Origin of the sequence: Enterobacter cloacae complex sp. S1 (genome assembly GCF_014930525.1) — a bacterium.
Classification (GTDB): domain Bacteria; phylum Pseudomonadota; class Gammaproteobacteria; order Enterobacterales; family Enterobacteriaceae; genus Enterobacter; species Enterobacter hormaechei_C.
The window spans coordinates 81171-94449 of the sequence record NZ_JADBRE010000017.1; the positions used below are offsets into that span (position 1 = coordinate 81171).

General features: G+C 55.2%; 11 protein-coding genes. 4 read left to right on the forward strand and 7 right to left on the reverse strand.

Features of this window, described 5'->3' with window-relative positions:
• The first annotated feature begins 85 nt into the window (after positions 1 to 85).
• Positions 86 to 3175: a beta-galactosidase gene (locus tag IM290_RS12140; protein ID WP_193041803.1), complete on the forward strand. Its 3090-nt coding sequence runs from the start codon at positions 86 to 88 to the stop codon at positions 3173 to 3175.
• Positions 3176 to 3226: 51 nt separating this feature from the next.
• On the opposite strand, the gene IM290_RS12145 is transcribed toward IM290_RS12140, so the two are convergent.
• Entirely contained in the window at positions 3227 to 4786 is a 1560-nt protein-coding gene (locus IM290_RS12145) for an EAL domain-containing protein (RefSeq protein WP_193041802.1), read from the reverse strand.
• 217 nt (positions 4787 to 5003) lie between these two features.
• Between IM290_RS12145 and IM290_RS12150 the strand changes: the two genes are divergently transcribed.
• Both IM290_RS12150 and ykgO read left to right on the forward strand, forming a co-directional pair.
• The gene (locus tag IM290_RS12150) at positions 5004 to 5264 is read left to right on the forward strand and encodes a type B 50S ribosomal protein L31 (RefSeq protein ID WP_015571255.1); all 261 of its coding nucleotides are present in this window, start codon (positions 5004 to 5006) and stop codon (positions 5262 to 5264) included.
• 2 nt (positions 5265 to 5266) lie between these two features.
• Positions 5267 to 5407: a type B 50S ribosomal protein L36 gene (gene ykgO / locus IM290_RS12155; RefSeq protein WP_003859006.1), complete on the forward strand. Its 141-nt coding sequence runs from the start codon at positions 5267 to 5269 to the stop codon at positions 5405 to 5407.
• Here the strand turns inward: ykgO and IM290_RS12160 are convergent.
• Positions 5404 to 6114 (reverse strand): GNAT family N-acetyltransferase, encoded by a 711-nt coding sequence (locus tag IM290_RS12160; RefSeq protein ID WP_193041801.1) that lies wholly within the window; start codon positions 6112 to 6114, stop codon positions 5404 to 5406. The two genes, ykgO and IM290_RS12160, sit on opposite strands and share 4 nt — an antisense overlap.
• A gap of 101 nt (positions 6115 to 6215) precedes the next feature.
• Here IM290_RS12160 and IM290_RS12165 point away from each other — a divergent pair, with 101 nt between their 5' ends.
• Positions 6216 to 7676: a PLP-dependent aminotransferase family protein gene (locus IM290_RS12165; RefSeq protein ID WP_193041800.1), complete on the forward strand. Its 1461-nt coding sequence runs from the start codon at positions 6216 to 6218 to the stop codon at positions 7674 to 7676.
• Here the strand turns inward: IM290_RS12165 and IM290_RS12170 are convergent.
• From IM290_RS12170 to acrB, 5 genes are all read right to left on the reverse strand, one after another.
• Positions 7648 to 8115: a YlaC family protein gene (locus tag IM290_RS12170; RefSeq protein WP_023296041.1), complete on the reverse strand. Its 468-nt coding sequence runs from the start codon at positions 8113 to 8115 to the stop codon at positions 7648 to 7650. The genes IM290_RS12165 and IM290_RS12170 overlap by 29 nt on opposite strands.
• A gap of 116 nt (positions 8116 to 8231) precedes the next feature.
• Positions 8232 to 8783 carry a maltose O-acetyltransferase gene (maa, locus tag IM290_RS12175; protein WP_015571251.1) on the reverse strand — a complete coding sequence of 184 codons (552 nt, stop codon included), beginning with the start codon at positions 8781 to 8783 and terminating at the stop codon, positions 8232 to 8234.
• 208 nt (positions 8784 to 8991) lie between these two features.
• Positions 8992 to 9210: an HHA domain-containing protein gene (locus IM290_RS12180; protein WP_015571250.1), complete on the reverse strand. Its 219-nt coding sequence runs from the start codon at positions 9208 to 9210 to the stop codon at positions 8992 to 8994.
• A gap of 27 nt (positions 9211 to 9237) precedes the next feature.
• Positions 9238 to 9612: an Hha toxicity modulator TomB gene (tomB, locus tag IM290_RS12185; protein ID WP_006809850.1), complete on the reverse strand. Its 375-nt coding sequence runs from the start codon at positions 9610 to 9612 to the stop codon at positions 9238 to 9240.
• A 510-nt stretch (positions 9613 to 10122) separates the two neighbouring features.
• On the reverse strand, positions 10123 to 13269 hold the full coding sequence (acrB, locus tag IM290_RS12190) for a multidrug efflux RND transporter permease subunit AcrB (RefSeq protein WP_015571248.1): 3147 nt from the start codon (positions 13267 to 13269) through the stop codon (positions 10123 to 10125).
• Between the last annotated feature and the right edge of the window lie 10 nt (positions 13270 to 13279).

Genomic DNA, 13279 nt, shown 5'->3' on the forward strand with positions numbered 1-13279 from the left:
CGCCTGGTGACGATCAAAGTCTTTACCGCCACCGTTTACCAGGGCATGTTGGCTGAAATTGTGAGCGCTTCGCAAAGAGGTTGATATGTCTTCTACATTACCGCTGACCCTCAGCGCACTTCTGGCGCGTCGTGACTGGGAAAACCCGGGCGTGACGCAGTGGAATCGTCTGGCTACACACGCGCCTTTTCATAGCTGGCGCGATGAAACCTTCGCCCGCGAGGATAAACTTTCGCTAAGCAAGCGTCTGCTTAACGGCGTCTGGCGATTCAGCTTTTTCCCGGCGCCAGAGCAGGTTCCCGAGGCATGGATAACGGACGATCTGGCTGACGCCGTTGAGATGCCCGTGCCGTCGAACTGGCAGATGGAGGGATTTGACACTCCCATCTATACCAACGTCACCTATCCGATAAATGTGAACCCGCCGTATGTTCCGGCTGAAAACCCAACTGGTTGTTACTCGCTCACATTTGAGATGAATGACGCCTGGCTGTGCAGTGGGCAAACCCGCATTATTTTTGACGGGGTGAATTCAGCTTTTCATCTGTGGTGTAACGGCCAGTGGGTGGGCTATTCGCAGGACAGCCGTCTGCCTGCGGAGTTCGATCTTAGCGCGGTGCTGCGACCGGGGCAGAACCGTCTGGCGGTGATGGTGTTACGCTGGTGCGACGGAAGCTACCTGGAAGATCAGGACATGTGGCGGATGAGCGGCATTTTCCGTGACGTCTCGCTGCTGCACAAGCCGGAAACGCGAATTGCCGATTATCAGATCGTGACCGATCTGAATGCCGAATGCGATCGGGCGATACTCCGGGTTGACGTTGCGCTGGAAGGCTCACGCTACGCCGAATGTGAGGTGGCGTTTACCCTGTGGCGTAACGGCGAAGCCTGCGCGCAAACCACGCAGCAGCCCGGATCGGCCATCGTGGACGAACGTGGCAGTTGGGCAGAACGGCTCACGGTGGCGATCCCCGTGAACGCTCCCGCGCTGTGGAGCGCTGAAACACCGGAATGCTATCGGCTGACAATGTCGCTTCGGGATGCGCAGGGTAACGTGCTGGAGACTGAAGCCTGCGATGTCGGTTTCAGACGCGTCGAAATCAGCAACGGCCTGCTGAAGCTTAACGGCAAACCGCTGCTGATCCGCGGCGTGAACCGTCACGAACATCATCCTGAGAAGGGGCAGGTGATGGATGAGGCGACCATGCGCCGCGACATCGAACTGATGAAGCAGCATAACTTCAACGCCGTGCGCTGCTCGCATTATCCGAACCATCCTCTGTGGTACACGCTTTGCGATCGCTACGGCCTGTACGTGGTCGATGAGGCGAATATTGAAACCCACGGCATGGTGCCGATGAGCCGCCTGGCGGACGATCCGCGCTGGTTGCCTGCCATGAGCGAACGCGTAACGCGTATGGTGCAGCGGGACCGGAATCATCCGTCCATCATCATCTGGTCCCTGGGGAATGAGTCCGGGCATGGGGCGAATCACGATGCGCTGTACCGCTGGCTGAAAACCGCCGATCCCACGCGGCCGGTGCAGTACGAAGGCGGCGGCGCCAGTACGGCCGCTACCGATATTGTCTGCCCGATGTATGCCCGCGTCGATCAGGATCAGCCATTCCCGGCGGTGCCAAAGTGGTCGATTAAAAAGTGGATCGGCATGCCGGACGAAACCCGTCCGCTGATCCTGTGCGAGTATGCCCACGCGATGGGCAACAGCTTTGGCGGCTTTGCCAGCTACTGGCAGGCATTCCGCAGCCATCCCCGGTTGCAGGGCGGGTTTGTCTGGGACTGGGTCGATCAGGCGCTGACGAAAAAAGCGGAAGACGGCACGGCATACTGGGCCTACGGCGGCGATTTTGGCGATAAGCCCAACGACCGTCAGTTCTGCCTCAACGGGCTGGTGTTTCCCGATCGCACTCCGCACCCCGCCCTTTACGAGGCGCAGCGTGCCCAGCAGTTCTTTACCTTTACGCTGGTGAGCACCGCTCCGCTGGTCGTCGAGATCCAGAGCGATTATCTGTTCCGTCATACTGACAACGAGCATCTGCAATGGTCGGTGGCGCGTGACGGTGCGGTGTTGGCTTCCGGCGAAATACCCCTTTCTGTTGCGCCTCAGGAGACGCAGCGCGTTGAGATCCCGCTGCCTGAGCTTGACGCTGAGCCGGGCGAGGTCTGGCTCAGCGTGGAGATCGTTCAGCCTCAGGCCACGCCGTGGTCGCCGCCCGGCCACCGTTGTGCCTGGGATCAGTGGCCGCTCCCGGCTCCGCTGTACCTTGTGCCACCGAAAGCAGGCGGAACCCCTCCGCAGCTAACGGTGCAGGACGAAGCGCTGGACATTACTCATCAGCAGCAGCGCTGGCAGTTTAGCCGTCTCACCGGAAACCTGACCCAGTGGTGGAACGAGGGCGCTGAAACGCTCCGTTCCCCGCTAACGGATAACTTCACCCGCGCGCCGCTGGACAATGACATTGGCGTCAGCGAGGCGACCCGCATCGATCCGAACGCGTGGGTGGAACGCTGGAAAGCGGCAGGGATGTATGAGATGTCCGCGCGCCTCCTCCAGTGTGAAGCGGAGCAGCATGCCCGTGAGGTGGTGGTGACCACGCAGCACGTCTGGGAGCATCAGGGTAAAGCGCTGTTTCTCAGCTGCAAGCTCTGGCGGATTGATGACCACGGGGTGCTGCACGGTGATGTGCAGGTGACAGTGGCGTCTGACATTCCTGAGCCCGCTCGCGTGGGTCTGAGCGTTATGCTGGCGGATATCCCGGAAACGGTGCGCTGGCTGGGGCTAGGCCCGCTGGAGAACTATCCGGACAGAAAACTGGCGGCGCAGCAGGGGCGCTGGGCGTTACCGCTGGAAGAGATGCAGACGCCGTATATCTTCCCGACGGAGAACGGTTTGCGCTGCGACACCCGCGAGCTGACGTTTGGCTCCCATCAGTTGCAGGGACAGTTCCATTTCTCCCTGAGCCGTTATAGCCAGCGGCAGCTGCATGAGACAACGCATCAGCATTTGCTGCGGGAAGAGGCTGGCTGCTGGTTGAATCTTGATGCGTTTCACATGGGCGTAGGGGGGGACGACTCATGGAGCCCGAGCGTAGCCCCGGCCTTCATTCTGCAAAACCGCCGGCTGCGCTACACGTTTAGCTGGCAGCAGAACGGCTGAGTGGAAACGTGCGGCCACGGCAGTGGCCGCACGTAACACCGCGCAATCGGTTTATTTCCTGAGGTTGTGCCCGGCCCAGAGAATGAAATCCTCTTTAGGCAGCGCCTTGCTGAAATACCAGCCCTGGCCGTACTGCACGCCGTGGCGATGCAACCATTCAATCTGCCCTTCAGTTTCAATGCCTTCTGCGACCATCGCCAGTTTAAGCGATTTGGCCATTTCGATGATGTGGGGAGTCACGTTCTTGTACTCCAGCGCATCCACAAAGGATTTATCAATCTTCAGGGTATCGACATCCAGGTCCTGCAAATAGCTCAGGCTGGAGTAACCCGTACCAAAATCATCAATGTAGATAGCGTGCCCGGCGCGGCGAAACGCAGCGATGGCAGGCACGCTGACGGCGGGATCGGCAAAGCCGCGCTCGGTTAATTCAAGGGCGATCTGGCGCGGGTGGACGCCCCATTTGTTGAGCAACTGACTCAGCTGGCGAGGCAGCTCGGGGGACGTTAAATCCGATGGCGCAAGGTTGACAGAAATGTGCAGTTCCGGGTGATGATGCAGCCAGGCGCCTAAATCCTCAAACACCTTATTCACCACCAGCTGCGTCAGCGTTGAAATAAGCCCCGTCTGCTCAGCCAGCGGCACAAAGAGATTGGGCGACAGGTGACTGCCATCTGGCTGCGGCCAGCGCATCAGCGCTTCAGCACCCACCAGTTTTCCACTGCACAGCGCCACGATGGGCTGATAGTAAACCTCGATCTCCCGGTTGTTGATTGCGTCGATCAGGCGGTTACGCGGGGATAACAAACGGCGGAGGATGCGCAGGACAATAAGGGCAGCAGCCAGGCTTAGCAAGATGCCAGCCGGTAGCCAGATGATCAACTGCTGGTGCCAGGATTCCGCCAGCGGTTTTAACGACGCCCACGCGATCACCGTAAACCCCAGTTCGGGTACAGGTTTCAACACGTACATCGAGCCGTTGTATTGTACGCGCGTAACGTCCTGCTGCTCCTTAACGACAGAAAGAATATACGGGTCGACAATATTGCTTCTGGCAAATATCCGATGGGTTTCACTGCCCACAAGGGCGGCATCCATCGAAATTTCACCAAACGGGACAACATCCACAAGCGAGGCAGGATCAACCATCACCAGATAATGTCCTTTCCCCAGAACGGCCATATAGCGGTGAATGCCAAGGTCGTTTTGCGAGGTGAGCCACGCGCTATACCCGTCTGCGGTGATCCGCATCGGGGGCGGTAAGATCGCCGTATTACTGGATTGTTCAAGGGATGAGCAGAGCGGCTTCAGGTTATCGATATACATCACTTCCTGAATATAGCGCCATGAGAATTCAACCCGACGCATTTCGCGTAAATGCGGGGGAGTGCAGGGTGGGGCGTGGAATGTCTGTAGGTGCGTGAGCGCCTGTTTTGCCTGCGCAACGACTCTGTCGGTACGGATCAGGACGCGCGAGGCATAGCTGTCCAGAGCGTCCACAAATTTATCCTCTGCCTGACGATGCGCCAGCCAGATACTGAGGCACACAGGGACCAGCACAGAGAAGATCAGTATGCCTGTTACCAGGCTGACCAGATGTCGGGTTCGCATGCTGCTTTATCCTTTCCATATGCCCACCTTGGGCCTGGAGTTTGCGCGCCAGAAGAAAAAGTTTTTTATCGCTAAATGATATAGTTATAGCATGTGACAGTCTCAGGCAGGTATCTGGATCAACCTTTCAAAAACAGGCTGTGCGTGACAGGGGTTGTTTTTGCAGCAAAGCTCAGATAGTATTTTGTTATGTTATAACAATACATGAAGGCCAGAGATGAAACCGAATATCCATCCAACCTATCGCACCGTTGTGTTTCACGACACCACGGCTAATGAATACTTTAAAGTCGGCTCAACAATTAAGACAGACCGTGAAATTGAGCTGGAGGGGAAAACGTATCCCTACGTTACCCTTGATGTCTCCTCTAAATCACATCCGTTTTATACCGGGAAGCAGAAGACCTTCTCGACGGATGGCAGCGCGGCACGCTTCCGCAAGCGTTTTGGTGGCTTTCTTGATGCGAAGCGAGGCTAATCATGCAGGTGCTGAACTCATTACGCAGTGCAAAACAGCGTCACCCGGATTGCCAGATAGTCAAACGCAAGGGACGCTTATACGTGATCTGCAAATCTAACCCGCGCTTTAAGGCGGTGCAGGGACGTAAAAAAAGACGCTAAACGCGCGTCTCTCGCCAGCTTTCCAGGGAGCTTTTCTGTTTGCCATCGGCGGTAAAATTGTCGGTGGCAAGCCAGATTTCAAACGCGCTCGCCAGCGCTGGCCACTCTTTGTCGAGAATTGAAAACCAGTCGGTGTCCCGGTTTCGGCCTTTAATGACCAGCGCCTGGCGAAAACGCCCTTCAAACTGAAAGCCCAGACGCAGAGCCGCTTTGCGGGATGGTTCGTTCAGGCTGTTGCACTTCCATTCATAACGCCGGTAGCCCAGGGTATCGAACACGTACCGCATCAGCAGATACTGCGCTTCTGTCGACATGGGCGTGCGACTTAACAGTGACGAGAAGTGAACATGTCCCACTTCCACAACGCCGTTTTTAGGATCGATCCGCATCAGGGACAGCGTCCCGACAGGAGACTGGGTCTGGTTATCGATAACGGTAAAGTGGATGGGATCGGCTAATTCGCTCACGCTCGCCACCCATTCGGCAAACTCCTCTGCGGTGGCATCGGGTTCACGCAGCAGCCACGTCCAGCTTCGGGTATCTCCGGCCAGGGAATACGCAGAGAACAACGCCGGGGCATGCTCCACGCGCAGCGGCTCAAGCCGACAATAGCGACCCTGAAGTATCACCCGGGACGGGTGCGGGCGAGGCTGCCAGTCGAAAAAGCTTTCGCCTACAGGTTGTCCAAACTCATTGAATGTATTCATCTTTATTCCCGTCACATTGAAAAGATCTCCAGATTAATGAATTGCTGGTTCCTTAAAAAGAACCACCAGGCTATGTTTTTCTGGTACCACGAGGAGGAAAGATGAATATACCGGGTGATGAGCTTTACACCTTGCTCCATGCTGCGCTGAAAAAACGTGGGGAAGAGACGCTCCAGCGTGCGCTCTATCTTGCTTTGCGGGAGGCCATACTGTGCGGAAGGCTTCGGTCCGGCAGCCATTTGCCCGGCTCGCGAACGCTGGCGCAGCAGATCTCGGTGTCCCGAAACACCGTCAACGCGGCGCTGGACCAGCTCACGCTCGAAGGTTATTTGCTGCGTAGCCGCCAGGGTACGCGGGTGGGGCAATTCGCTCCTCGGACGATTGCCCGGACGTTACCGGACCCGAACGTCAGGCTGACAAAACGTGTCGCCCTGCTGCCCGCGCCTGTGCTGCGCGACACCCCGGTGATGGCGTTTACGCCGGGAACGCCTGCCATCAACTATTTCCCCTTACCGCTGTGGCGGCGGTTGTACGATCGTGTTCTGCGCGAGGAGGGAAGCACCCTGTTAGGGTATGGCGACCCGGCCGGCGAGCCGACGCTGCGGGCCGCCGTTGCCCGCCATCTTGCGCTGTCCCGCGGCATTGACTGCGATGCCAGCCAGATTGTGATAACCGAAGGGGCGCTGGAGGGCGTCAATCTGTGCACGATGCTGTTAAGCGAGCCGGGGGATGTTGCCTGGGTGGAAAATCCCGGCTATAGCGGCGCCAAAAGCGCTTTCGTCAAAACCGGCCTGGCGATGACCGGCATACCGGTGGATGACGAGGGGATGTGCTGGGAAGGGCTGTCTGCGCCTTCACCCACGCTGATTTTTACCTCGCCATCGCATCAGTTCCCTTGCGGAAGCGTGCTCAGCGCGCGGCGGCGTCTGGCGCTGCTGGAACTGGCCCGGCAGCACAGCGCGTGGATCATTGAGGATGATTACGACAGCGAATTTCGTTATACCGGTGAGCCCGTCCCGGCGATGCTCGGAATGGTCAACAATGCGCCCGTTGTGTATCTGGGGACGTTCAGCAAAACGCTGTTTCCATCGCTCCGGATGGGGTTCATGGTGTTACCGCCAGCGCTGGCGAAGGCGGCGCGTCCGGCCATCGGCTCGCTGCTGCGCGGCGGGCATCGCGCTGAACAGCGCACCCTGGCGCTGTTTATTGAGGAAGGCCACTATGCACGGCATCTTGCCGCCATGCGCCGCCTTTATCGTAAGCGTTACCGCCAGCTGCGGGAGGTGCTGAGCGCAGAGCTTCATACGCCGCACCGTGTTCTTGCCGGGGAAGGGGGAATGCACCTGACGCTGGCGATTGACGGTATCGACGACCAGCGGCTGGTGGAGCAGGCGAGAGCGTTTCAGCTGGCACCCGCTGCGCTGAGCGGGTATTACCTTGAGACGAAGCAGGGGCAAACCGGTCTGGTTTTAGGTTACGGTAATACCTCTGCTTCGCAGTTTGCGCCGGGTATCCGACGTCTTCATGCGCTCATTACACAGCAGTGGGGCGGGAAAGGGTAAAGACATCATAAAAAGAGAGCTGGCCCTTAGTGATGACCATTTTCTGCAACTTCTCTTTTTGCCCGGCTTCGACGGCCGGCGAGAGCAGGATATTGTCGATCAGCTCCTTCGGCACGTAACGCGTATTGTACCACTCCCCGTTGTAGCACACGCGGAAATCGAGTACGTCGATATCTTCATACCGGTAACGCGGATTGACGTCGAAAAAGAAAAACGCGTTAAACACCACGAACAGCACAACCAGTAGCCAGACGGAATCGACCAGCGTTTCAGACTTCAGCATGACGATAAGCGTTGCCAGCCAGGCGGCGTACATGGCGACGAACAACCCGGGGTGTTTGCGAATAAAGCTGATGCTAAAGCGCGGGCGATTGTCGCGCTTTTCGCGGGTATTGAGATCGTCGATGGTGGCGGTAAGCAGGCGCTGTATCTCTGTCATTTTTTGCCTTTATGATTGTTGAAAATACAGGTGATCTGCCTATTTTATGAGAGGGGTTTATGCGATGAAAGTAACAGTTATGCCAGGAAAAAGCATAACAGTTACTCAGGATGCGCTTAGATCATTTTAATGATTTTCGCCGGATTCCCGCCCACTACCGCATTGGCCGGCACGTCTTTGGTCACTACCGCGCCGGAAGCGATAACCGCATTATCGCCAATGGTCACGCCTGGATTAATCACCGCGCGTCCGCCGATCCAGACATTATCACCAATGGTGACCGGTTTACCGTACTCCAGCCCGCTGTTACGTTCGGTCGCGTCCAGAGGATGCGTGGCCGTATAAATGTGCACTCCCGGCGCAAGCATACAGTTATCGCCAATGCGGACAGGGCAGACGTCCAGCATGACGCAATCGAAGTTAGCGTAAAAATTGTTGCCCAGATAGATGTTATACCCGTAGTCGCAGCGGAAGCTTGGCTCTATATAGGCACCTTCGCTTTGACCCAGCAGGTCAGCCAATAAGGCGCGACGTTCGGCCTTCTCATCGGGTGCGGTATGGTTATAGCGGTGAACAAGATGACGCGCGCGTAAACGGTCAGCCCTCAGCGTGTCATCGCCAGGGCGGTAATATTCACCTGCAATCATCTTCTGTTTTTCTTCACTCATGGGAACCTCTCTGGAATCGTTTTACGCAGCGTAAAGAGGATTAACCAGAAAGGGAACGTTCCCTAAAAGTGGCTGTGACGGGAGTCACAACATTCTTGCGCATAAATACGTTTTATACGGGAACCTGGCGTTTGCATTTGAAGCGTAATTCGAAAGGTAAATTCAGCTTAACAACGGGCGTAATGCCTTTACAGTCTCTCTTCAACGATTAACGAACAAATTTCCACACCGAAGAGGGGATCTTGTCATACAGTTTATTCATGGTCAGCTCAGCAAGACGATGGTCGGCAGCTGAATAAAATACCGCCAGTTCATTATCAGACAGCTCGTATTTATTTTTCTCAATAACTCGTTCAAGGGTGTCAATTGACTGGCAGCGTCGCAGGCGCATCAAATAATCGACTTTTGTTAATGGTTTATCAGACATAAATTCACCTTAGTAATTGTAATAATTTTAACAGGAAAGACTAACCGGATTAGCTCTGCTGACATTAGTGAAGCAGCGAAATAGACGGTTTCCTGATTTACGCCATTTCTGCAAATCCTGTGCGTTAATGCCGTAGCTGCTGAACAACATAAAGGTGTCGTCCAGGTATTCATCAATTTGCTCTATCAACTTATTATCTTCATTGTACTTAATTTTATAATTAAGTGCGAAGGTGGCGATATGCTCGATCAGCTCGTTAAGCTGTAAATTGATAGCAGACGTTGGATCGTTCACCCAGCCATGGTTACTTTCTTCAAGATTGGCAAGGCAGTCATGGTACAAGGATTCGCAGAGAAATTTCAACTGCGCGATATCATGCCTTTTTGGCGAGTACTCGTCCATAGCGCATCCCCTTCTGAGTGATTTTTTACTCACCGAACATCATGTCGGGATGGATACAACTTGCTTAGCCACACGGGAGCTGTGTTCCTGATAACTCTAACTATAAGCCACTCTGATCAAGATTTCACCGCGCTATTACGAAAAATTACAATTAAATCGTTACTGTTCGAGCCTTTACGCAAATCTACCTTTTGCAGCGAACGCGTTAATCAATAAAAAAGACGATTTTTATCGGTTCCTTAGAATTCATTGAGTTAGCGCAAAGTTTCATGTGAAGTCCGAAACCAGATATCTTCAGATATTTTCCATTGCTTAGGAATAGTCCGAATAATTTACGTCACGAAATGATAATAAAAGAATGCTGAGTTCCTGGTGTAAGTTATCGGCCTATTATGATAGGCCTTATTAAAAAAGAGGAAAATAAATAGAAAGGCAATAGGTCTATTTTATGATTTTTTCTGAAAAAGAAAAAGGCCGCAAATGCGGCCTTTTTATCATGTGAAACCGGTATCAGTGATGTTCTACCGAATGATTGTGCTCAACGTCTTCATTCTTACGGCTGAAGCGGCGGCGAACCACCACGAAGAACACCGGTACGAAGAAGATCGCAAGAACGGTCGCGGTTACCATCCCACCCATTACGCCGGTACCTACTGCGTTCTGTGCGCCGGAGCCCGCGCCGGAGCTGATAACCAGCGGCATAACGCCGAGGATAAATGCCAGAGAGGTCATCAGGATTGGACGCAAACGCATACGAACGGCTTCCAGCGTTGCTTCAATCAGGCCTTTTCCTTCTTTCTCCATCAGATCTTTGGCGAATTCGACGATTAGTATCGCGTTCTTCGCCGACAGGCCAATGGTTGTCAGCAGGCCCACCTGGAAGTAAACGTCGTTGGTCAGCCCACGGAACGTTGCGGCAAGCAGCGCACCGATAACCCCCAGCGGAACCACCAGCATAACGGAGAATGGAATCGACCAGCTCTCATACAATGCCGCCAGACACAGGAACACCACAATCAGTGAAATGGCGTACAGGGCAGGGGCCTGGTTACCGGACAGACGTTCCTGGTAGGACATGCCGGTCCAGTCGTAGCCGACACCCGCAGGCAGTTTGCTGGCCAGTTCTTCCATCAGGTTCATGGCTTCACCGGTGCTTCGGCCCGGCGCTGCCTGACCGAGGATTTCCATCGATGGCAAGCCGTTATAACGCTCCAGACGCGGTGAACCGTATTCCCAGCGCGAGGTTGAGAAGGCGGAGAACGGCACCATCTGGCCATCGCTGCCGCGAACATACCAGTTGTTGATATCGTTCGGCAGCATACGGTATTGCGCTTCGGACATCACGTAGACTTTCTTCACGCGACCACGGTCGATGAAGTCGTTGACGTAGCTGCCACCCCAGGCTGCACCCAGCGTGGTATTAATGTCGCTGATGGAAACACCCAGCGCCTGCGCTTTTTCCTGGTCGATATCGATCTTGTACTGCGGCGTATCTTCCAGACCGTTAGGGCGAACGCCCACCAGCAGGTCAGGGTGTTTTGCCACCTCGCCAAACAGCTGGTTACGCGCCTGAGTCAGTTTTTCGTGGCCCAGACCGCCCTGGTCAATCAGCTGGAAGTCGAAGCCGGTCGCCGTACCCAGTTCAACAATCGCTGGCAGGTTAAAGGCGAAGACCATCGCATCTTTAATCTGTGAGAAGGTGCCCATCGCGCGGCCGGTAATGGCTTCTACCTTGTTCTCTGCGCCCGGACGTTCAGACCAGTCTTTCAGAGAAACGAAGGCGATACCGGTGTTCTGACCACGACCCGCGAAGCCAAAGCCGTTAACCGCAAACACGGATTCGACGTTGTCTTTCTCTTTGGTCAGGAAGTAGTCGGTCATCTCATCCAGCACCTTTTGCGTACGCTCTTGCGTCGCACCGGCCGGAAGCTGAGCCATACTCAGGAACACGCCCTGGTCTTCATCTGGCAGGAACGAGCTTGGCAGACGAACGAACAGGAAAGCCATGCCCACCACGATGATGATATAGAGCAGCAGGTAACGACCGGTGCTGCGCAGGATGTTACCCACGCTGTCGGTGTAGTGGTGCGTACTCTTATCAAACATGCGGTTGAACCAGCCGAAGAAGCCTTTATGCTCGCCGTGACCGCCTTTCTGAATCGGCTTCAGCATCGTCGCGCACAGGGCTGGCGTCAGGATCAGTGCAACCAGTACCGACAGCGCCATCGCCGAAACAATGGTGATGGAGAACTGACGGTAAATCGCACCGGTAGAGCCGCCAAAGAAGGCCATCGGGATAAATACCGCAGACAGTACCATCGCGATACCGACCAGCGCGCCCTGGATCTGGCCCATTGATTTACGGGTTGCTTCCTTCGGCGGCAGGCCTTCTTCCGCCATGACACGCTCGACGTTTTCGACCACCACGATGGCGTCATCCACCAGCAGGCCGATGGCGAGCACCATCCCGAACATCGTCAGGGTGTTTATCGAGTAGCCAAATATCGCCAGCACCGCGAAGGTCCCGAGCAGTACAACCGGCACGGCGATGGTTGGGATCAGCGTTGCGCGGAAGTTTTGCAGGAACAGGTACATCACCAGGAAGACGAGAATGATCGCCTCAACCAGGGTTTTCACCACTTCGTGAATCGAAATTTTAACGAATGGCGTGGTGTCATACGGATAAACGATTTTCAGACCTGACGGGAAGAACGGTTCCATCTTCTTCAGTTCTGCACGGATAGCCGTCGCGGTGTCCAGGGCGTTCGCGCCCGTCGCCAGTTTGATACCCAGACCGGAAGCCGGTTTACCGTTGAACTTCGCAATGATGTCGTAGTTCTCACCGCCCAGCTCAACCTTCGCCACGTCACGCAGGCGAACCTGCGAACCGTCCTGATTCACCTTCAGCAGAATTTTGCTGAACTCATCGGCGGAGGTCAGACGCGTTTGCGCGATGATCGACGCGTTAAGCTGCTGGCCTTTCACCGGCGGTGTACCACCCAACTGACCGGCGGCAACCTGGGCGTTCTGCGCTTTAATTGCGCTGATAACGTCAACCGGCGTCAGCTGGAAGTTGTTCAGTTTATTCGGATCCATCCAGATACGCATCGCGTACTGGGAACCGAACAGCTGAACGTCACCCACACCAGACGTACGGCTGATGGCGTCCTTCATGTTGGCGCCCACGTAGTCGGAAATATCCTCCTGCGTCATGGTGCCGTTGGTGTTGATCACGCCGACAACCATCAGGAAGCTACTGGACGATTTCTCGACACTCACGCCCTGCTGTTGTACTTCCTGCGGCAGCAGAGGCATCGCCAGCTGCAATTTGTTCTGCACCTGAACCTGTGCAATGTCCGCATCCGTACCGGATTCAAAGGTGAGGGTGATCTGAACCGTACCGGTTGAGTCACTGTTGGAGGACATGTACATCAGGTTATCGATACCGTTCATGTTCTGTTCGATAACCTGCGTAACGGTATCCTGCACCGTTTTGGCATCAGCGCCCGGGTAGGTTGCGGAAATCGTCACTGCCGGCGGCGCAATCGTTGGATATTGCGCGACAGGCAGCTTCAGGATCGCAAGTCCCCCGGCCAGCATGATGATTATGGCGATCACCCACGCAAATATGGGGCGATCGATAAAGAAATTAGGCATGTCTTAACGG